Below are 20,188 nucleotides of genomic sequence, written 5' to 3'. Positions count from 1 at the left end.
AATATATTCAGATATTCTTAATTAAAGCGCAAGCGTATTATCCCTTCACCGAACAATTGTTGTGAAATTACGCATGGCTACTCTTCATTCTTATAGTAAAAAGCTCACCGCCAATATCCCCACCCCGATGTCTGGTCTTGCTCTTGGGCTGGCTAGTTTAGGCTGGTGTATCTGTAATCTCTTTCCCGCACTCTTTGTATTAAAACCTTCAAGTGCACTTCTGGCTGGCTTTATTTTATTGCTGTTAGTGCTTAAGTTTATTCATCAACCAGCTCAATTAAGAGCAGATCTCGCAGATCCAGTGATTGGGAGTGTATTACCAACCAGCGCCATGACCATCATGGTGATTTCTCATAGCATCTCGGCCTATTCTCATCTTATCGCAACTGTGGTTTGGCTGCTCGCCATTGCACTTCACTTAGGGTTGCTAACCAGCTTTGTGTATTTTCGCAGCCGCAATTTTGAGCTTAACCAGCTAGTGCCAAGTTGGTTTATTCCCCCTGTTGGGTTTGTCGTTGCCGATGTCACCTTTAACGGCATGTTAGCGTTGCAACCTTTGGCAATGGGACTTTGGTACTTGGGGGTTATATTTTACCTGCTGCTGCTACCGTTCATGATTTACCGTTTATGTAGAGGCTGTGCCATACCACAGCAAACCCAACCCACAATTGCAGTTATGGCAGCGCCTGCGAGTCTATGTTTAGCAGGATATTTGAGTGTCCACCCAATGCCAGCGGCTGGCGTGGTGTTTGCTTTACTGAGCATTGCTATTGTTATGACCCTAGCGATATATCTTGCTTTTATTCAGCTTCTGCGGTTGCCATTTAGTCCTGCTTTCGCGGCATATACCTTTCCCTTAGTCATCGGCGTCACCGCCATTAGTAAGGTCGTCACTTGGCTCAGCAGCGAGCACTTAAACTCAGGCTGGCTAAGCTTGTTGCAATACCTAGTTTGGCTTGAACTTGTTGTTGCGATCGCTGTAATTAGCCACGTTTGTGTTCACTATGCGCGATTCTTAATAAAAATAAGCACCGCCAATTCATAGAGTTAAAGCTAATATTGCAATAACCTAAACGCGCACCATTTACTTAGCATGCTAACTAACTTAAAATGCTTAGCATGCTAAGTAAATATACCTTAAGTCATGTCGTCACTTCCATTTCATGAAACGCTCGATCTTAGTCTCTGTGGCAAGTTAGGCCGAGTCCATAGAATTTGCCGTCAAGCTGTAACCCAAGCTGTAGAGCCACTCGGTTTTACCCAGCCACGCTGGACTGCCATGATGCATATTCATCATTTAGGTGAGGGCTGCACACAACACCAATTAGCGAGCAGTTTAGATATCGAAATGCCGAGCCTGACTCGCACGATGAAACAGTTAGAAGAGAATAATGTAATTGAGCGCCGCATTGATAAGCAAGACAAACGCTGTCGTAAAATCTACTTCACCGCGCACGGGCAAGCTCAGTTAGCGCAGCTAAAGATGCGGATCAGTGAAGTGAAGGCACATTTATATCATGGGCTTAGCGATGACGAGCTCAATGCTATTGCACATGCTTTGGTCAAACTTGAGAACAATGCTCAGCAATGTTGTGACAATATTTCTGAAAATGGGAGTACCAGTGAGTAAACTTAGTCCAGATCAGCAATTTTCCCGCTACGTAAAGGTGTCAATCGCCGTTTTTGCACTCTGCTTTAGTTATTTTATCTTTGCTGATCTCTACATACCAATGACGCCTCAGGCGCGTGTGTATCATCAAGTAACCAAAGTGACGCCTAAAATCAGTGGTGAAGTGCTTACAGTGAATGTCAGCAATAACCAAAGAGTTCAGCAAGGGCAATTACTGCTTACTATCGATGAAGCGCCGTATCGGTTAGCATTAGCTAAGGCTGAGCTCGCTTTGGCAGAGGTTAATCAACAGAACAAACAATTAGATGCACAAATAGTTGCCCAGCAAGCGCAAATAGAGGCTGCTGTAGCTAAGTATGATGAGCAACAACGACTGTATAAGCGCAGCCAATCTTTGCTGTCACAACACGCAATTTCAACGCAGGAATCAGATCAAATTCAAGCAAATTTTGCGACGGCTAAGTCACAGCTTAGGGCACTTAGAGCTAATCTGCATGCGCTTGAAGTAAAGCGTGGTGCAGCCGACGAACATAATATTGCACTACAGCAAGTACAAAATGCTGTAGAGCAGGCTAAATTGCAGCTCAGTTATACCGAAGTCCGCGCGCCTCATGATGGCATCATTAGTAACTTACAGATCACTAAGGGTACCTATGCTCGCACGGGTGTGAGTCTAACCAGTTTGGTTTCGGACGATGTTGACTTAGCTGCGGATTTCAGAGAAAAATCGCTTTACCACGTCAAAATTGGCGAACAAGCATTAGTGAGCTTTGATGCGTTACCGGGCAAAGTCTATCCCGCCGTGATCCATGAATTTTCTGCCGGCGTCAGTGATGGACAGCTTAATGCCGACGGCCAATTGGTTGCCGTTGAGACTTCCAACCGCTGGGTGCGAGATGCGCAACGCCAACGCGTTTATTTAGCATTTGATGAGCCATTACCTTTACTAGCAAGTGGTGCAAGAGCGACAGTTCAAGTCCTACCTGAAAGCACTTTGCTTGCAACGCTTGCACAAGCGCAAATCAAATTCGTCAGTCTACTTCACTACGTTTATTGATATGAAAGTTGCACTGAACGCCAATGACCTGAGACAGATGCTGCGTATTGCAACTGGCAGTACGCTAGGTTTTGCACTAAGCAAACTGCTCAACTGGCCGTACGGTATCTTTTTTACCGTATATCCCATGCTGCTGCTTGGATTAGTACCAATGTTAAATGCACACATAGTGTGCCAGTTTATCTTAAGTGGGTTGCTCTGTGCCTTTTCGGTATTGGTGCTACAAGGGCTATTTGGCTTCCACCCTGCGTTAATGTCCTTACTCACTTTTGCCTTATTTGCCTTTTTGTTTTTGCAAATGAGCAAAGGCGTTAACTTCTTATTTGGCGCAATGAGTGTGGTGGGACTATCAATCCAACTTCATTTTGCCAGTTATGCTTCAACCAGTGGTGGCTTATATTCACTCATAGCCAGTAACTCTCTGGCTATTATCATTAGTATCGCAACTGCATATGTAATGCATTGGTTATTTCCGGACGTTACCGTGCGTCAATTACCACCACGGCCAGCAAAAGATGCGGCAAGTATTCGCCATGAAGTCTTACTATGCGCCACCGTAGCCACACTCTCATTTATGGTATTCCAAATCCTAGATTTACAAGATTCCGTTTCCGCTCAAGCGGCATCAATATTAATTCTCTTTCCACTGAGTTGGAAGGCGGCGGGCACTGCTGGCTGGCAACGCGCAGTCGGCACGCTGATAGGCTGTAACTTAGCGTTAGCAGCGCAAATCCTACTGCAAACCTATAGCCAGATTTTACTTTTTCCAATTTTGATTTTATGGATCTTAGTCTTCATTTTTAGTCGCTATCACTTGCTAAGTGGTGGTGCTCCAGGGATTGGCTTTGGTATTATTACCACTTTTGGGATCTTGTTTGGGCAGTCTCTCGCACCAAATCAAGATTTAATCTACAGCGCACTATATCGCTTCAGTTCAGTGAGCGTTGCAATTACGGTAAGTCTCTGTGCAATTTACCTTATTCATCGCTTACTTAATCACTTTAGCGCAACGCGGCACCACACCTACGCCTGAATAAAAGGAGTCCACTTGAAGCTTGGAAAACGCTTACAGACTTTACATGACGTTGTTACTGAAGACTATCGACATATTTGGGACTGCTGCTGCGATCATGGCCAGCTTGGTGCACAATTTTTAGACTCGAGCCAAGCGCACATACACTTTGTTGATGTAGTCCCAGCGCTTATCGCGAAAGTGAAACTAGATCTCGCACGCTTCTTTCCAGAAGCTGAAGCGCGCTATAGCCTTTACACCCAAAACGTTGCGAAGCTCCCTCTTGCACAGCACTCAGGCAGGCAGTTAGTGATCATCGCAGGTGTTGGCGGCGACTTAACCGCAGAACTGATGACAAGCCTTTGCCACAAATTAACTGACGAGGTCGATTTCTTGCTTTGCCCAGTTCATCATCATTATACCCTGAGGCAAACCTTACAATCTTTGCCACTTAAGCTGATCCATGAATCACTGGTTGAGGAAAATCGACGTATTTACGAAGTACTCTATCTCACTTCAGGTAAGACTGGCGCTGCCATAACTCCATTAGGCAAAGCGATTTGGCAACAAGGTACGCTTTCCAAACGCTATTTAGAGAAAACGCTGGATCATTATGCACGAGTTGCCAAAGGCAAACCCGAAGCGCAAAACATTTTTTCAGCCTATCAACAAGTTACACTATCAATAGGCTGAACGAGGTTATTTGGCCAGCAATTCTTCACTCTTACTCGACCATGCGTTTATCAGTGCTTTGACAAGGGACGCCAATGGAATGGCAAAGAACACCCCCCAAAAACCCCAAAGGCCGCCAAAGAACAACACTGCGACAATAATATAAACAGGGTTGAGATCCACGGCTTCAGAAAACAGTAACGGTACCAAAACATTGCCGTCTAACGCTTGAATTATGCTGTACGCAATAACGATAGTCCAAAACTCTGGCGCAAGACCAAATTGAAATAGCGCAACAGCAGCAACAGGCAATGTAACCAGTGCAGCACCGACAAATGGAATAAGTACAGAAAGCCCTACCAAAGTGCCTAATAATGCAGCATAGCGCAAATCCAATATAGAAAAGGTCACAAAGCTCACCAAACCCACGATGACAATCTCGAAAACCTTACCCCGAATATAATTCATGATCTGCTGGTCCATTTCATGCCACACTTGCGAAATGAGCTTTCTGTCTTTAGGTATTATTTTTGAGATTCCGGACGTCAGCTCTGACTTGTCTTTCAACATGAAAAAAGCAAGTAGTGGCACTAGCACCAAATAAATCATCCATGCAACCACATCTCTTAATGAAGTAAGCGAGGCTGAGACAATGACTTCACCAAGCTCTAGTAATTTATTTTCTACCGAGGTAACAATTGCTTGAACCTGAGTGGTAGAGATCAAAGTCGGATAGTATTCGGGTAAATGTAAGAGGAAATCTTTTCCTTCTTCAACCATAGTTGGGCTTTCTTGGAGTAAATTGCTCAATTGTTGCCACAAAACAGGAACGATACCAAATACCAAACCCAAGGTAATACCGACAAATACAGCCATCACAACGACAGCTGATAACACCCTGCTGCCAGTCACCCGAGTTAGCTTATTCACTGGCCACTCTAACAAGTAGGCTATCACGATTGCCACCAGCACCGGCATGACATAGCTGCCAAAAAAGTACAGTAACGCAACCGAAGCAACTAGCATCAGCAATAGCGTGACTGAATGCGGATCTGAAAACTTCTTGATATACCACGCTTTGACTAATTCAAACATCCATGATCTCCAAACACACTTCTTCACCCTTTAGTTCAATAATTTGGTAACTGATTGCGTTACCATCCAAATACTTTTTGATATCTAACAAGCTTTGTTCCTGACTCATCAGCAGTTTAAGTTTGCCTAGAGTATAGTCATGTCGCTTTAACCGCCACTTAAACTGAACAAATAATGCAGGACAGGTAAATTCTCGCAAATCATGTACAACTTTGGTTGTTTTGGCGCCACACAAATCACTCAATGCAGTAGCCCTCAAGGCGTTGATGGTTTATTCTTAATAGCATACTCTACTTCTTGGGAATCTTAATGCCAGGCGTTAATAATAAGGCCCGATTGCCAGCCAATCCAACATTAAAAGAAATAAATTGGTACAAAAAGCAAATTAATTGGGGTGAACTGCCACCATTTTATCACCTTGTTGCCTCAGCAGTGAGTGAATGTGAAGGTCTGCTCCATCACGGCTTTGATAACGCAGTCAAACGATTGCTAGATAAGCGAAACTGGAATATCGACCTATTAGGTGGTTATGAAGACGACAGTGGCATAATCCACTGTGACAATAAACCTCAAATAGCATTACACCAAGCATTTACTGACAGAGGCTTTGAGCTGTGGGCTTACCCAATAGCCAAAGGTACCAAGATTGATGCCTATGTTAAAGATAATCGTTTTTTAGAATTCCGAGTGTGGGATCCGCACACGATGAAAAACTTACTGCGTATTAACCAGCTCCATAAGTTCATTGCGTTTTACTTTGAACGTGGTGATATAGCTGACAAAGCCTTAATACTTCATGCGCATAAAGTGCTGCATATGACAGTGACGTTTTTGCAAAAAGAATTGAACATCACCAGCGTTGGTGGTGTCTCAATAAAAGATTTTTACCAACTTTGTGAAAAAGATGCTCGAGCATGCAATGATGAAGTCGACTTAGCTAGGATCATGCTCGGAGAAGATCTTAAAAGGGATTAAAATGCGGTTAAAACCCCTATTAAATTCAATCGTTTTAACGTTTGCGCTCGCGACATCCAGTAGCGCTATTGCACAAACGGAGCTGAAGTTACCAGACTTAGGAACTTCGGCTCTCCAAGTACTGCCTATTGAAAAAGAGCAAGCGATTGGCGAAGTCATGATGATGCAGCTGCGCTCCCGCTCTCCTGTGGTTGGCGATCCTGTTCTTGAAGAGTATTTAACTAGTCTGGGCAATCGCCTCGTCGCCAACGCTAATGACGTGCGCTTTCCATTTACCTTTTTTTGGATAAATAATAAAGATATTAATGCTTTTGCTTTTTATGGGGGTCATGTAGGAGTACATACCGGACTCATTGCACAATCTGATAACGAGAGCCAATTAGCATCCGTTATTGGCCACGAAATTGCACACGTAACTCAGCGACATTTAGCACGCCGAGTACAAAACGCAAAAGACAACAGCGCCTTAACCATCGCGGGGCTTATTACAGGTATTTTGGCAACCGTTGTTGCCCCAGATGCGGGTATCGCTATCTTATCCGCAAGCCAGACCCAGTCTTCATTAAACCAGTTAACGCATAGCCGAAAAGCAGAGCAAGAAGCCGATCGGTTTGGTATGAATACACTACATAAAGCAGGTTTTGACCCCTATGCAGCCAGTGAATTTTTAACTAAACTCTCGGATCAAATTCGCTTTAAAAATAAACCCCCCGCCTTTTTGCTTACACACCCATTACCCGACAGTCGAGTATCAGATGTTAGGCTTAGGGCACAACAATTCGAGAAAAAGCATTATCCTTCAAGCCTCTCCTATGCATTGGCTAAAAGTCGTGTACTTGCTCGATACTATTATGCAGAAGATGCTGGAGAAGCCTTTTTTAGAAACTCCTTAAATCGCTCTGCAGAGCTCGACAAACGCGCACTACAGTACGGATTAGCAATCACCTTACTCGACCAGAAAAAATACGAGGAAGCTGGCAAACTATTAGATGAGTTACTAGCAAAAGATCCGAATAACCTCTTCTACCTTGATGTGTATACCGATTATTTAATTGCAACGGACAGATCTGCTAAAGCAGTTGAGATGCTTCAAGCCCAACATCAACTTAGACCCAATAACCAAGTTATCACGCTGAATTACGCCAATGCCGCAATAAAAGCAAAACAGTATGAAGTTGCTGAGCAGCTACTCAAGATCTTCTTGCTTGAGAAACCGGATCATATTCTCGCTCGTGATTTGCTCACACAAACCTATGAAGCACAAGAAAACAAGGCCGCGTACCATGAATCAAAAGCTGGCGTTTACGCGCAATACGGCGCATTCACAAAAGCTGCGGATGAAGTACAACGTGCACTTAATCACGTCGAAGATAACGAAGATATCAAACGTACTAGGCTGAAAGCGCTACTTAGCCAATATCGTAATATGCAAAAAGAAATCGCTAAGCTGTAGGCTTAGCGATTGCTTACAGCAATAGTAAAAACGTATTTAAGCCAAATTTCTTGCGCATCGCTTTTCGTCACCTCGGCATTAAGCTATGATCCGTTTACATTACGAATTATAGCAAAATAGAGAGAAATAATGTCAGTAGAAATCTATCACAACCCGCGCTGTTCAAAATCACGTGAAACCCTAGCTTTACTGGAGTCCAATGGCGTTAATCCTATCGTTATTGAATATCTAAAGACGCCAATCGATAGTGACACTTTAGCTAATTTACTTTCTAAACTTGGGTTTAGCTCAGCTCACCAGCTCATCCGTAGCAAAGAAACGCTCTACAAAGAGCTTGGACTATCGAAAGACTCAGACGAAACGACACTGCGCACAGCAATGCTCGAAAATCCAAAACTAATTGAGCGTCCTATCGTTGTCAACGATGACAAGGCAGCGATTGGTAGACCCCCAGAGTCAGTGCTTGATATCCTGTAATGAGTAAAATTCTTATTTTATACCACTCCAGTCATGGCTCTGTGGCGAATATGGCGCACGAATTTGCAGATACCATAGTGGCACAAGGCGGGGAAGCTATGATCCGCGTATTCGAGAAACGCCAAGATCATGATGTGGTAGTAACAAAGCAAGACTTAATATCGTGTGACGGTCTGGCGTTCGGTACTCCAACACGTTTTGGTATGATGGCAGCCCAAGCCAAAGCGTTTTGGGAAACCACCAGCGACTTATGGCTTAAAGGCACGCTTATCGATAAACCGGCCTGCGTATTTTCGTCTTCAAGCAGTATGCACGGTGGCAACGAGGCAACCCTACTCAACCTCTCTTTACCGTTATTACACCACGGAATGATGTTGTTAGGCATTCCCTATGATGTGCCAGAACTTTTGGCGACCGAAATGGGCGGAACGCCTTACGGTGCTACACACGTCGCTGGCAGCCAAAACAATGTCTCGCTCACTCAAACCGAAATCAAAATTTGCCGTGCAGCCGCTAGTCGACTGCTACGTATCGCGGAAAAGTTAACATGAATGAAATTGCAAAAAAACCTATCACTAGACGCTTTCAACTCTTTGCGCTAGTTGGGTATTTTGGCCTTTTAATATTGATGCCACTTTGGCTCTTTGTGCTTGCACCAAGAGAAGGTTACAGCTTGGGCTTTGTCTTTGTGGTGTACGTTTTACCTTTATTACTCCCGCTTAAAGGGATTTTACAGGATAAGCCTTATACTTATGCTTGGGCTAACTTTATCGTGATGTTTTATTTTATCCATGGCTTTACCCTTTTGTGGACATCTCCAGACGAGCTTCTGTTAGTCCTGCTTGAGATTGGCTTTGCAACATCCATGTTTATTGGTTGTACCTACTATGCAAGGCACAGAGGTCAAGAGTTAGGATTGAAGATCCGCAAGTTAAAAGAAGACCTCGCTGACGAAAAGGCAGCTCACGAACATAAAGAGTCATAATCTCGCTTGCGTAACCACATTAAAAAAGCGCAGTCTTCAATTTAGCAACTGCGCTTTTTAGCATCAATCCATCAGCTTAGTTCGTTACAGTAAACTACTGCAATGATAGTACGGCTATCAACACCAATACTGAAAACAATACCTGCACACCAATACTAAGCCATGCTAACGCATTTACACCGATGAGTGACCAAGGCGTTGAGCTGTTTGGATATAGAGGGTTGCTGCGTTTACGCCTCGCAAAGACAAAAATTGCAATAGAAGCAGCCGTAGTGACAAGTGTTGCTATGGTTTTTTCATCCACTTCATCAGTAAAAAATAAAAATAACTGAAGTGGTAATAAAATAGCAGCAAAGGCATAAAGAATATGGACGGTTTTTATTTTTTGATACTTTGCTTCGTTAGAAAGCTCGATTATACCGTGCTGTTCAAATGTTTGCTTAGAAGTAAGCGCCTGATTTTTCATCGCCACACGGTAAGGGGTGTCACCATGAATATCCGCGAGTGTTGGGTCATCACCATGTTCAAAAATCATTTCTATCATTGCTGCCGAGTTAGATGCCGCCGCATAATGCATTAAATTGCGGCCCGATTCATCTAACTTATTAACATTATGGTGTGGCAACATGGTTTCAACCGCACTCACAAAACCATTTTCAACAGCCAGCATAATAGCAGAACGCCCACTGCTATCTCTTGCGGTTCCTTTTGCTCCCTGTGTAACCAGCGTAATAATTGCAGACTGTTTCACCTGTTGCTGGGTTAATTGAAACAATAATGCTTGCTCCAAAAGGCCGCTCACCTCATCTTCATCACACATGGCACATAGCAGTTCGAACGTCAGCTGCCCATCCAACAGACTATCCGTAGCTAACTTCGCGGTGGCAGCACGGTCGAGCATACAAGTGTCAAGATGGGTTAGCAAAGCGGTGTGAATTTCTTGCGAACTATTGCACCATAGAGACACAATTTCTTTCGCACTAAATTTCACTCCTATTTCTAATAACCAAATTAAAGTTTTTTCATATTGCTTGTCACAAAGCAATTCTACAAAAGATAAGTGTTGATCCTGTACTTGGACTTGAATATTTGAATACTGACCAAGGCGTTGAATAAGTGTTTTTATTAGCTCATCCTGATCGGTCTCATTGTCTTCAATGTGTTGAATCACACTATTAACGTATTGACGCTGCTTGTCGTCATAGTCATCAATATGTTGAAAGTAACAGGCTTCGAACGGCTCTAGCGGTCGTAACCAAGCAAGGTAGAATAAAGGAGGTAGAACAGTGGTCGTTACACCCTGCTCATCTTTAATTTGTTGGCAATTCGGCCATGCCTCTATGGCATCTAGAATATAAGCACCGTTTTGTTCGATTAACCCCTTTAACAGCATGGGATACTGGGCAGGCCAAATTAACACTTGTTCCATGAATGCGCTATTATCCTCAGAATGTAAATATATGCAGCATAATTATCGCGAAATGACTAGGTGGTGAATAATATCAACAGTCGCGCTAAAATGCCCACCTATTTCAGGACAAATTTAAAAATAGATAACTTTTAGGGGGTAGAATGAATAATCAATTAGAGACATGGCAAGTGATTTTGATCATTGTTGGTGTGTTAGGGGTGATCTGGAGCAACATTGCGTTGTTAAAATATTCCGCCAAATTTGAAATGAAAAAGAAAATCGACGAGCAGACGGCGCCTTTTGACAAAGATAAGGTAACACCCAAAAACAATAAACCGAAAGAAGGTGGAGACTGAAGCATACTGCAATGTTAGGTATGCAGTTTACTCACTCATCTGCATTTGAAATTTAATCGCACATCATAAGGTTTCCCGAGCGCACCATCAGCTATTCCTCCGCTGAGGGTCAAGGCAGCACCGGCGTCGTCTACACTGTTTTTACCAAAAATCCACATAGCGATACCCATTGCATCAACAGCATTAGCCAGCCCATTCTGAGTGACATAAGTACTCTCAGGCGTATCGCTGTTGTAAATAATATCTAGATTTACAACATACGCAACCTGTTCGGTCTGTTTACAATAGTGCTTTGCCTGCCTTAGTGCTTCTTTACTGCCAGCATCGCGGCTATCGGCAAATAACATTATAGTATGCATACCGTCAGAAGAAGGGCGCACATCATCATGATGAGCACACCCAGATAACCAAACCGCTAAACCTACACTTAATAGAATTCTTTTCATCACACTCTCCTGTTCCATTCAGTGCAAGCTTAGAGGTTATTACGGTTTAGTTCCGTTAGGCATTGTTTAAATTTGTAATAGCGATACCATTGACCAACCGCTGAAGTCACTTAACTTCCACGTCTATCCAAACTAAGCGATGATCGGAACTTGCATGGCGACTTTCCACTAAACGGAATAATTGGTCTTCTTTACTCGGCCAAAAGACCCCGCTGTTAACCAGTTGAAAGCCGAATTTTGAAGGCAGAACATAATCTACGCGTGCAGCCCAATGTGCGGTATAACTGCGACTCGCACTTTCCTCGCTATGTTCACTTCCCCCTTCGCTCTGTGGCGTAAAGTTCGAGAATACCTTAGGGTTATCTAATAGCTGCTCTATCACACCCGGTCTATGTTTATCCCCTGTATCAGCAGCATTTAAATCACCGACAATGACAAATCGTGCATCGTTTTTAAGGCCACCTTTGACGCCATTATCATCATAAATGTATTGGCTACGTTTGGGATCGATATAATCAGCCATTAAGCGGATCTCATCGTGATTTCTGTTGCCATTTCTATCCTCTTCACCATCAAACACAGGGGGAGTTGGGTGCATCGCCAGTAGGTGAAATAGTTTGCCGTTCACTTCAATAGGCAAGTCCCAGTGAGACTTTGAGCTTAGCCTCAAGTTTTTCCACTCTTGCTCACTATACCAAGGTTGCTTCGTCGTCGGATCTATTGTCACCCTGTGGTCTGGCATATCTTTCCAAAGAAATGTCTGCAAGGTTCGGGCTTGCTCTTTTTTAATCGGATACTTTGATAGTACAACCATTCCATATTGACCTTCATATAACCCAAACCCTTGGGCATCACCGCCATAGTTAGATTGCTTGCCGTCATTATCTAAATCATACGGTGTTGGTAATCCAGTATTGACTGGCGCAATATAAAAGTAAGGGTAAGATATCGGCTGCTGGTCCGCTTGAGGTTGCGCTAGATAGTTATTTACAAATGCCTGCACACCTTTATTTGGCTCAGCGATGTAATCAAATTCATTGAGCAAAATCACATCTGGGCGAACACGCTGAATAATTTCTGCAATATTTCTTATTTGTTGGTGCTGACCATTTTGTAGCAATTGACTCAACTTCTGTGAGTCAATTGCTTGCCCTTTTTCTTGGTAGTTCGTTGCTTCCATACTGACATTAAAGGTAGCAACACGAAGTGTTTGTGCACTTACTGCCGTTGTCATTAATAAAAAAAATAGACCTACGTATTTCATAGACTTGCCTTAAAAATTTGTGATAAATCCCGCGAGCTCTATTTTATTCATAATCCTTTGAAAAACGGAAATTATCTCGACAGATTCAAACGATTTAATGTTGGCAAGTTGGCAAAGAGCGGTTAAAGTTAAATGATTAGCCGCTTTGTACTGTCAACGTGAAATTTGTGAGTATTTTAAAACGATTACACCTCATCACCACAAACCAAGACACCACATTTGAAGAAAAAGTGACGGCGCTGCTTACGCTTGGCCTCGATGTATTTGAGCTTGATATTGCAATCGTCAGTGAAATTCAAGCTGACGTATACACTGTAAGGCATGCGATCACTCCAGATAATTCTTTGTTGGCAGGTACGGACTTTGAACTGGCAAACACCTATTGCTGGCATACTTTACAAGCAGACAGCGCACTGTCTTTTCATCACGCAGGTACTAGCGAAATTGCCACTCACCCTTGCTACGCAAACTTTGGCCTAGAGAGCTACATTGGCGCGCCGATCATTGTTGATGGTAAACGCTATGGTACCGTCAACTTTTCCGCATCCAGTGCCAAAGCACAGGCGTTCAGTCAAGAACACTTAGATTACGTGAGTTTACTAGGTCAATGGATTGGTGTTGAAATTTCTCGGCAAAAGGCGTTAAAGAAGATACAACACCGCTCACAAGCATTAGCAGCGATGAGCCGTCTTGCTGATATTGGCTCATGGGAAGTCGATTTTAAAAAGAACAAAGTGTATTGGAGCCAACAAACGCGACTCATTCACGGCGTTGATGATAACTTTATACCAACACTCGACAATGCTATCAGCTTTTACAAATCTGGCGCCCACCAAAGTAATATTAAACAAGCCATAGACGACGCTATCACCTCAAAAACCAAATGGGATATCGAATCCATTATCATTGATGCCAACGGCAACGAAAAGTGGGTCGCCTCTCACGGTCAAGGTGAATATGAAAATGGTGAATGCGTCCGAGTTTTTGGTGCCATTCAAGATATTGATGAACAAGTTAAAATGCGTATTGCATTAGAGCAAAAACGTGAAGAGGCGGAGCAACTTCTCAAGACGCGGAGTGAATTTATCGCCAAAATCAGCCATGAATTAAGAACCCCGCTAAATGGTTTAGTAGGCATGCTTCAAGCATGCAAAAAAGAAACCGACATAAAAGAAATCAAAAGCAACTTGAGCGTTGCGGTCAACAGTGCAGACATGTTGATCACCTTAATAAATGACGTTTTGGACTTCAGTAAGCTAAATAGTAATAACCTGAAGCTAGACAATACTCCGTTTGATCTTCATCAGCTAGTCGAGCAAGTTGTAGGCCTGTACAGTCCAGCCTGTCGCGAAAAAGGACTTGCAATCAACTTCCATATTCATAAACAAGGCACAAATTGGCTCTATTCAGATCCGACTCGAGTTAAACAAATTATTGCAAACCTCGTGAGTAACGCCATCAAATTTACACCAACGGGTAGTATCGATATTTATGCCGACGTGCTGGGAAGTGAAACTTCACCGTTGCTACAATTAAGTGTATCAGACACAGGCATTGGGATTGCTAAGACCAATCAAGTACATCTTTTTCAGCCATTTAGCCAAGGCGATGCCAGTGTAAGTCGGCATTTTGGTGGTACTGGTCTTGGCCTTTCAATCGTATTTGAGCTTTGTAATTTATTACAAGGCGAAGTACAGGTAGAAAGTGAGTTGGGTAAAGGAAGTACCTTTATCGTTACCTTCCCAATAGAATTTGCAGACGAGGCAGATGACGTACGAGAGCAAAAGACTGAAGAACAGCCCATCTCCCTATCAGAATGTAAAATCCTGCTTGTAGATGATAACCAAATCAACGTACTGGTGATGGAAAAGTTACTGAATCAGTTTGGTGCAACGCACATCGACAAAGTCTATAACGGCGAACAAGCCGTGAAATCATGCCAAAACAAAACCTTTAATATTGTGTTTATGGATTGCGTCATGCCGATAATGGATGGCTTCGAAGCCACTCGCAGCATTCGTAGGCTTTCAAAAGATAAACGCAAAGGGCCGCATATTATTGCGTTGACCGCTAATACTTCAGAGTCCGACAAGGCAGCCTGTTATGAAGCTGGGATGGATAACTTTCTGTCTAAGCCAATTCAGCTTGACGCACTAAGAGGCGCGCTTGAGCCCTTCACGCAATAAAAAAGGAGCTTGACCTAGCTCCTTTCGTGTTATGACGTAGCAGTATTACTCCACTACTTTCTCTTTACTCGCTTTAGTGCCGTTACTGCACTTCTTTGATTGACCAGTGCGGTTAAAAATCCCTAAGCGAATACGAATAAAGTGTAAAATCTCTCTCGCCACATCGATGTCTACAGCTTGTTCAAGTCCCTCAAATCCTGGACTTGAGTTTGCTTCACAAATTTTAAAATGCTCCTCATCAAATAATAAGTCGATGCCAGCGACATCTAGATTCAGGATATTAGCGGTTTGTGTTGCTAACCATTCGATTTCAGGGGTGATCGGGTGTGGGCTACCTTTTGCACCTAAACTTACATTGGCCTTAAAGTTCTTACCACCAGAGTTGCGCTCCATACAAGCGACAGCACGGCCACCAATGGTTAATACACGTAGGTCTCGACCATGACTCGACTTAACAAAACGCTGCAAAATGATATTTGCTTTTGGATTTGTTGCTTCAATGAGTTGCATCAAATCATCAAATTCACCGCGTGATTTTGACAAAAATACGCCGCTGCCCTGCGAGCCTGATAGCGTTTTAATCACGACAGGGAAACCAATTTGCTTCTCCACCAGTTCAATATTTACAGGGAACTTAACCAGCATGGTTTTTGGTGTTGGTAAGTTTTGCTCTGCAAGGATCTGCTGAGCATACAGCTTATCTTTGACGGTTTCGATGGACTGTGAAGAGTTAAAACAATGTACGCCTAAACGCTCAAGGTGACGGATGATCGCAAGCGTAAAGTAAGTCGTGCCTGCCCCCATACGTGGCAATACAAAGTCAGGTAACGCAACGGGCTGACCATCGATTAGAATACTTTCTTCATCTTCTCTGGTTACCAAAAGATCGAATTGATCAGGTGAGTAAACTTGAAGATCAATACCTTCTTCCTTTGCCACCGCCATCAATCTATCTATTTCATAAATTTCAGGTTTTAACAAACTGGCAGAGTCTTTGTAAATGATCCAACCGCGCATACGAATTGCCCCTTGAGTAGCGGAATAAGAGGGTCGCTGTTGGCACGAATTCTTAAGTGAAAGCACCTAAGCAGGTTCGTGTATCATCGGCCCCTAAACAAAAGCGCGATTATGTGGACTCACTCAAAAACAGTACAGCAAAAAAAATTTATCGACACAATCTAAAAAACTACTCACGATTTTCAAAGTAAGACTGTGTTCCATGAGCCTCCAAAGCACTTTCTATGCGCTGTAATGCCAGTTTGTATACGGCATCTCTCATCTCAAGTCCTTCATCAATTCGCAGCTGCCACGCTTCTTCAAATGCATTCGATAAATATTTTGACAACTTATCGTGCACAGTTTGTTCATCCCAAGCTTCTCCTTGGCGATTCTGACACCACTCAAAATAGCTTACGATGACGCCACCGGCATTAGCTAAAATATCAGGAACAACTATAATGCCCTGCTGATGCAAGATTTCGTCGGCGTCCGCCTCAATGGGCCCGTTGGCAATTTCTATAATATACTTCGCCGATACTGCTTTGGCGTTATCTCGGGTGATTGCGCCAGATAAAGCCGCGGGTACTAGAATGTCTACTTCCAGCGCGAGTAACTCTTCATTGCTCAGTACCTTATGTTCAACGCTTTCACATACCGAATCGTCACAGTACACGGCTTTAAGCGCTTTGTTGCGTTGCTTTTCTTGATAGATGCTTTCTATATCTAAGCCATCTTTACAGTAAATCCCGCCTTTTGAATCGCTTACTGCAACGACTTTATAACCCGCTTGCTGCAACAGCCTTGCACAGTGATAACCACCATTACCAAAGCCTTGAATAGCTACCGTTTGTTCAGCTTTATTCCAATTATTCTTTTCACTGAGTCGCTCTATCATTAAGAATGCACCGCGACCTGTGGCGGATTCTCGTCCTTCACTACCACCAAAAATAAGCGGTTTACCAGTGATCACGGCAGGACTTTTTTTACGGACGATTTTCTCGTATTCGTCCATCATCCAGCCCATAATCCTAGCATTGGTGTACACATCCGGAGCAGGAATATCTTGATCGGGTCCAATAAAATCAGCATTAGCTCTGATGTATGCTCGAGCAAGGCGCTCAAGCTCCATGGGACTTAGTGATTTAGGATCAACGGTTACGGCACCTTTACCGCCACCAAATGGCACACCAACCGCTGCACACTTTAGCGTCATCCAAAGGGCTAAAGCTTGCACCTCACTCATATCAGATTCTTGATGGAAGCGTATTCCGCCTTTTGTTGGACCTAGCAAATCATTGTATTGACAACGATACGCCTTAAAATAATCAAGTTTACCGTTGTCACGACGAATTGAGATATTGCTCGACAGCGTTCTTTGAGGCTGGGCTAACGCTTGATAGGTAGACTCGTTAATTCCTGTCTTTTCGACTATATGATTTAATCTTTTCAACGCGTCTTTTAGTAGATCCATACTCATCCTTTCCTCGCTTATTTTTAATTCAACAAGTAATTGTATGAGTGCATGGCGCCAAAAGATCAAGTCAATTAACTGGGATTAATAATTATGCGATTTCCTCTAAGAAGTAGGAAGGCGCATCATTTGGTGCTAATAAAAAGCATTGTTTCTTCGCTCTGGTTAATGCCACATAGAATAAACGCCGCTCTTCTGCGTCAGGAAATGCCCCTTGTGCAGGTAAAAGCGCATCGACAAATGCTGGCGTTTTTACCTGTGACGGAAAGTTTCTATGCTTGAGACCAAATACTATCGTAAAGTCTGCTTCAGTCCCTTTAGCACCGTGAAAGGTGTTATGTGAAATAATAAGCTCTGGATAGAGTTGCCGCCACTGCGCAATTTTTGATTTATCAGGTAATGCTCTATGATTTCTCGCCAGTAAGGCAACGGAAGTTTTCCCCTCATTGCGCTGCTCAATATGATTGAGCAGTTGTTGCGCCTGCGACAATTCATCATCAACCATCACTTTCACTACGCCCTGTCCTGCCACGCCTGCGGTATGAGAAGTGATATGCTTGGTTATTTGTTCTGGATTGCGGCAAATAAACTCACTCGCCGTGTCTAAAATGGTTTGAGGATAACGGAATGTTTTATCCAAGTATGTGGTCGTCGACTTTCCAAAATAGCGAGTAAATTCGGTGGTTAGGCGCATATCTCCACCACTAAAGCGATAAATAGCCTGCCAATCATCACCAACGGCGAACAATTGCGATCCGGCTTTTTTATCTAGCAGCACCTGAATGAGCTTTGCCCGCACACGGGAAATGTCTTGAAATTCGTCGACCAAGATGAACTTCCACGGTGAAATAAACTGACCAGACTCTACGTAATAAATAGCCCGCTCCAGCATATCATCGAAATCAATGCTAGATTCATTGCTTAAATACAGCTGATATTCCGCAAGAACTGGCATGAGCACACTCATTTGATTGCTAAATTGCGTCAGCAGTTGCTCAACCTCTCCCATGATTTGAGCATGCTTTATCAATGGTAATACCTGACTTATCAGGTCTATCGCCTGTGACGCTTGCTGTGTGCTCGAACTTTTCAAAAACAGCGCAAAGTCTCGCTCAAAGTGGCTTTCTTGTCGCAACGACAGCACGGTGTCTGCAATAAATTGTTTAAATAGTTTTTTATCCGTTGCTAGATTTGAAATTGTCGGCTTTACTCCGGTAATCGCTTCGATGATCTGCATGCCAAGTGAATGAAAGGTAGAGCAATTTAAGGTATTACAGAGAGGCTGACAACGCTGACGCATCTCCGTCGCGGCATCATTACCATACGCAAGCAATAACAGCTCATTCGCCTGAGCTAATTTACGATGCAAGAGATACCCAACTTTGGCCTTGATAACGCTTGTCTTACCCGTGCCTGCGCCAGCAAGCAGTAATTGCCTGTCATCCTGGATCACACAAGCCTTACGCTGAGCTGCTGTAAGGGGATTTGATTCAACGCTGTCAAAATAGTTAGCGTCTTTTGCCAAGTAGTGTTCAACAAAAGCAGACTGAAACTCAGCAATATCACGCTCATTCCAAAGTGCAATTTCTCGTACAGTTGCTACTTGAGGCTTTAACGAACTTGGCACGGCATTGTCATCTAGGTGCTGCCAACTAGACCATAAAGCACTGCAAATCTGACGCACTAGACTTTGATTATGATGGCTGAGATATCGACGCGTTAATAACTGCTCAATTTTACGAACTTTAACTTGCAAGTGCTTGCCATGGTGTAAGATCCACAATCGTTGCAATTGTTGCACTAACTCATCTGCACCTTGATTTTTAACACTTAACACATAGGTCTCGTGACCCTGTTTGATCAGGACTTTTTGAGCAAACCAACCACGCTGAGGTGCTGGCGGAACTGTCATAGTACTAAAGGGGATGAAACTATCAGCAGATTTCGACTTAAGGTGGAGGCCTTCTTTCGTACATTTGGCACCACGTACCCCATAAAACAGCCGACTAAAGAGATGTAATGCTATCAATTGGTCAATCAGACAAAGTAATTCCGTTGCCGCCATGCTAGCACGAAACCCAAAAACGCGCTTAATGAAATTTTGTCATCGCTATTTATTTTTTATTAATTTCAATGAACTAGTCTTAGTCTAATACCTAGCTAACAGATTGTGCGGCTTAATGTTTAAGAAGGCAGGCGAATAAGGCCTGCACATCAACATATCAAGCAGCTGTTACTGTAGTTAGCTTTGTTTTAGCCGCTAACGTTGCTTTACCAACCAGTACGAGCACCACGGCGCCAATAATCACAGGCGTAAATAAAAAGCTCCATCCCTCTAGTGCCAACATGATCAGTATTGGATTCGCGCCAGCCGGTGGGTGGGTAGTTTTTGTTACTAACATACTAAATACGCCAAGCCCCGTTGCTAATGCCAAAGTGAATTCGTTAACACCAATATACTGCGCAAAAATAATCCCGATTGTAGCGGTAATAATATGTCCAAAGATGACGTTTTTAGGCTGCGCAAGTGGGCTTTCAGGCACACCAAATACCAGCACAGCGGTTGCGCCCAAAGGTGCCATTAAAAAAATATGCTCAGCACTTATCGTTTGACTAAACGCCAATATTGCAATGGCGATAAACGCCCCAGCTCCAGCAATTAAAGCAAGTTGTATTTCTCTCATTGTATTCTTTCTCTT

At 43.3% G+C, this 20,188-nt stretch carries 21 protein-coding genes; 12 read left to right on the top strand and 9 right to left on the bottom strand.

The window, feature by feature from the left end; genetic code table 11:
- Positions 1–73: 73 nt before the first annotated feature.
- From L1D50_RS06810 to L1D50_RS06790, 5 genes are all read left to right on the top strand, one after another.
- Positions 74–1,045 (top strand): TDT family transporter, encoded by a 972-nt coding sequence (locus L1D50_RS06810; RefSeq protein ID WP_209319025.1) that lies wholly within the window; start codon positions 74–76, stop codon positions 1,043–1,045.
- Positions 1,046–1,144: 99 nt separating this feature from the next.
- Positions 1,145–1,630, top strand: a complete 486-nt coding sequence (locus L1D50_RS06805; protein WP_128727769.1) for a MarR family transcriptional regulator — start codon at positions 1,145–1,147, stop codon at positions 1,628–1,630.
- On the top strand, positions 1,623–2,687 hold the full coding sequence (locus L1D50_RS06800; protein ID WP_239965760.1) for an HlyD family secretion protein: 1,065 nt from the start codon (positions 1,623–1,625) through the stop codon (positions 2,685–2,687). The genes L1D50_RS06805 and L1D50_RS06800 overlap by 8 nt, the downstream gene beginning before the upstream one ends.
- A gap of 1 nt (position 2,688) precedes the next feature.
- Positions 2,689–3,720, top strand: a complete 1,032-nt coding sequence (locus tag L1D50_RS06795) for a DUF2955 domain-containing protein (RefSeq protein WP_239965759.1) — start codon at positions 2,689–2,691, stop codon at positions 3,718–3,720.
- A 15-nt stretch (positions 3,721–3,735) separates the two neighbouring features.
- Complete coding sequence (locus L1D50_RS06790; protein ID WP_239965758.1) at positions 3,736–4,392, top strand: tRNA (adenine(22)-N(1))-methyltransferase TrmK; 657 nt, start codon at positions 3,736–3,738, stop codon at positions 4,390–4,392.
- A 6-nt stretch (positions 4,393–4,398) separates the two neighbouring features.
- Here L1D50_RS06790 and L1D50_RS06785 read toward each other — a convergent pair whose 3' ends face one another.
- Both L1D50_RS06785 and L1D50_RS06780 read right to left on the bottom strand, forming a co-directional pair.
- On the bottom strand, positions 4,399–5,466 hold the full coding sequence (locus L1D50_RS06785; RefSeq protein ID WP_239965757.1) for an AI-2E family transporter: 1,068 nt from the start codon (positions 5,464–5,466) through the stop codon (positions 4,399–4,401).
- Positions 5,459–5,710 (bottom strand): hypothetical protein, encoded by a 252-nt coding sequence (locus L1D50_RS06780; protein ID WP_128727774.1) that lies wholly within the window; start codon positions 5,708–5,710, stop codon positions 5,459–5,461. The genes L1D50_RS06785 and L1D50_RS06780 overlap by 8 nt, the downstream gene beginning before the upstream one ends.
- Before the next feature lie 65 nt (positions 5,711–5,775).
- Between L1D50_RS06780 and L1D50_RS06775 the strand changes: the two genes are divergently transcribed.
- From L1D50_RS06775 to L1D50_RS06755, 5 genes are all read left to right on the top strand, one after another.
- A complete protein-coding gene (locus tag L1D50_RS06775) occupies positions 5,776–6,441 on the top strand; it encodes a hypothetical protein (RefSeq protein ID WP_239965756.1) in 666 nt (221 codons plus the stop codon).
- A 1-nt stretch (position 6,442) separates the two neighbouring features.
- On the top strand, positions 6,443–7,894 hold the full coding sequence (locus tag L1D50_RS06770; protein WP_239965755.1) for a M48 family metalloprotease: 1,452 nt from the start codon (positions 6,443–6,445) through the stop codon (positions 7,892–7,894).
- A 129-nt stretch (positions 7,895–8,023) separates the two neighbouring features.
- Entirely contained in the window at positions 8,024–8,371 is a 348-nt protein-coding gene (gene arsC, locus L1D50_RS06765; RefSeq protein WP_128727777.1) for an arsenate reductase (glutaredoxin), read from the top strand.
- Positions 8,371–8,922 (top strand): NAD(P)H:quinone oxidoreductase, encoded by a 552-nt coding sequence (gene wrbA / locus L1D50_RS06760; RefSeq protein ID WP_239965754.1) that lies wholly within the window; start codon positions 8,371–8,373, stop codon positions 8,920–8,922. Before arsC ends, wrbA begins: the two co-directional genes overlap by 1 nt.
- On the top strand, positions 8,919–9,356 hold the full coding sequence (locus L1D50_RS06755) for a DUF2069 domain-containing protein (protein ID WP_128727779.1): 438 nt from the start codon (positions 8,919–8,921) through the stop codon (positions 9,354–9,356). Before wrbA ends, L1D50_RS06755 begins: the two co-directional genes overlap by 4 nt.
- A gap of 94 nt (positions 9,357–9,450) precedes the next feature.
- On the opposite strand, the gene L1D50_RS06750 is transcribed toward L1D50_RS06755, so the two are convergent.
- Entirely contained in the window at positions 9,451–10,785 is a 1,335-nt protein-coding gene (locus L1D50_RS06750) for an ankyrin repeat domain-containing protein (RefSeq protein ID WP_239965753.1), read from the bottom strand.
- A 143-nt stretch (positions 10,786–10,928) separates the two neighbouring features.
- Here L1D50_RS06750 and L1D50_RS06745 point away from each other — a divergent pair, with 143 nt between their 5' ends.
- Positions 10,929–11,123, top strand: a complete 195-nt coding sequence (locus L1D50_RS06745) for a DUF2897 family protein (protein WP_128727781.1) — start codon at positions 10,929–10,931, stop codon at positions 11,121–11,123.
- Positions 11,124–11,158: 35 nt separating this feature from the next.
- Here the strand turns inward: L1D50_RS06745 and L1D50_RS06740 are convergent, their stop codons facing one another.
- Positions 11,159–11,569, bottom strand: coding sequence for a hypothetical protein (locus tag L1D50_RS06740; RefSeq protein ID WP_138524272.1), 411 nt, complete (start codon positions 11,567–11,569; stop codon positions 11,159–11,161).
- 106 nt (positions 11,570–11,675) lie between these two features.
- Entirely contained in the window at positions 11,676–12,833 is a 1,158-nt protein-coding gene (locus L1D50_RS06735; protein ID WP_239965752.1) for an endonuclease/exonuclease/phosphatase family protein, read from the bottom strand.
- Positions 12,834–13,000: 167 nt separating this feature from the next.
- On the opposite strand from L1D50_RS06735, the gene L1D50_RS06730 reads away from it, so the two are divergent.
- Positions 13,001–15,019, top strand: a complete 2,019-nt coding sequence (locus tag L1D50_RS06730; protein WP_239965751.1) for an ATP-binding protein — start codon at positions 13,001–13,003, stop codon at positions 15,017–15,019.
- A 45-nt stretch (positions 15,020–15,064) separates the two neighbouring features.
- On the opposite strand, the gene L1D50_RS06725 is transcribed toward L1D50_RS06730, so the two are convergent.
- From L1D50_RS06725 to L1D50_RS06710, 4 genes are all read right to left on the bottom strand, one after another.
- Positions 15,065–16,036, bottom strand: a complete 972-nt coding sequence (locus tag L1D50_RS06725) for a RimK family alpha-L-glutamate ligase (protein WP_239965750.1) — start codon at positions 16,034–16,036, stop codon at positions 15,065–15,067.
- 169 nt (positions 16,037–16,205) lie between these two features.
- On the bottom strand, positions 16,206–17,489 hold the full coding sequence (locus L1D50_RS06720; RefSeq protein ID WP_239965749.1) for a Glu/Leu/Phe/Val dehydrogenase: 1,284 nt from the start codon (positions 17,487–17,489) through the stop codon (positions 16,206–16,208).
- 91 nt (positions 17,490–17,580) lie between these two features.
- The gene (locus L1D50_RS06715; protein WP_239965748.1) at positions 17,581–19,554 is read right to left on the bottom strand and encodes a UvrD-helicase domain-containing protein; all 1,974 of its coding nucleotides are present in this window, start codon (positions 19,552–19,554) and stop codon (positions 17,581–17,583) included.
- Positions 19,555–19,711: 157 nt separating this feature from the next.
- Positions 19,712–20,173 (bottom strand): HPP family protein, encoded by a 462-nt coding sequence (locus L1D50_RS06710; protein WP_088530930.1) that lies wholly within the window; start codon positions 20,171–20,173, stop codon positions 19,712–19,714.
- Positions 20,174–20,188: the final 15 nt, after the last annotated feature.

The organism is Pseudoalteromonas sp. Isolate6 (genome assembly GCF_022398435.1).
Classification (GTDB): Bacteria; Pseudomonadota; Gammaproteobacteria; order Enterobacterales; family Alteromonadaceae; genus Pseudoalteromonas; species Pseudoalteromonas galatheae.
This window is presented reverse-complemented; position numbering and strand designations above follow the sequence as displayed.

Excerpts from the sequence above, each read along its gene's own strand:
- L1D50_RS06810 (WP_209319025.1), top strand. The coding sequence starts at position 74 with ATGGCTACTCTTCATTCTTATAGTAAAAAGCTCACCGCCAATATCCCC.
- L1D50_RS06805 (WP_128727769.1), top strand. The coding sequence starts at position 1,145 with ATGTCGTCACTTCCATTTCATGAAACGCTCGATCTTAGTCTCTGTGGC.
- L1D50_RS06795 (WP_239965759.1), top strand. The coding sequence starts at position 2,689 with ATGAAAGTTGCACTGAACGCCAATGACCTGAGACAGATGCTGCGTATT.
- L1D50_RS06785 (WP_239965757.1), bottom strand. The coding sequence starts at position 5,466 with ATGTTTGAATTAGTCAAAGCGTGGTATATCAAGAAGTTTTCAGATCCG.
- L1D50_RS06775 (WP_239965756.1), top strand. The coding sequence starts at position 5,776 with ATGCCAGGCGTTAATAATAAGGCCCGATTGCCAGCCAATCCAACATTA.
- L1D50_RS06770 (WP_239965755.1), top strand. The coding sequence starts at position 6,443 with ATGCGGTTAAAACCCCTATTAAATTCAATCGTTTTAACGTTTGCGCTC.
- arsC (WP_128727777.1), top strand. The coding sequence starts at position 8,024 with ATGTCAGTAGAAATCTATCACAACCCGCGCTGTTCAAAATCACGTGAA.
- wrbA (WP_239965754.1), top strand. The coding sequence starts at position 8,371 with ATGAGTAAAATTCTTATTTTATACCACTCCAGTCATGGCTCTGTGGCG.
- L1D50_RS06755 (WP_128727779.1), top strand. The coding sequence starts at position 8,919 with ATGAATGAAATTGCAAAAAAACCTATCACTAGACGCTTTCAACTCTTT.
- L1D50_RS06750 (WP_239965753.1), bottom strand. The coding sequence starts at position 10,785 with ATGGAACAAGTGTTAATTTGGCCTGCCCAGTATCCCATGCTGTTAAAG.
- L1D50_RS06745 (WP_128727781.1), top strand. The coding sequence starts at position 10,929 with ATGAATAATCAATTAGAGACATGGCAAGTGATTTTGATCATTGTTGGT.
- L1D50_RS06740 (WP_138524272.1), bottom strand. The coding sequence starts at position 11,569 with ATGAAAAGAATTCTATTAAGTGTAGGTTTAGCGGTTTGGTTATCTGGG.
- L1D50_RS06735 (WP_239965752.1), bottom strand. The coding sequence starts at position 12,833 with ATGAAATACGTAGGTCTATTTTTTTTATTAATGACAACGGCAGTAAGT.
- L1D50_RS06725 (WP_239965750.1), bottom strand. The coding sequence starts at position 16,036 with ATGCGCGGTTGGATCATTTACAAAGACTCTGCCAGTTTGTTAAAACCT.
- L1D50_RS06720 (WP_239965749.1), bottom strand. The coding sequence starts at position 17,489 with ATGGATCTACTAAAAGACGCGTTGAAAAGATTAAATCATATAGTCGAA.
- L1D50_RS06715 (WP_239965748.1), bottom strand. The coding sequence starts at position 19,554 with ATGGCGGCAACGGAATTACTTTGTCTGATTGACCAATTGATAGCATTA.
- L1D50_RS06710 (WP_088530930.1), bottom strand. The coding sequence starts at position 20,173 with ATGAGAGAAATACAACTTGCTTTAATTGCTGGAGCTGGGGCGTTTATC.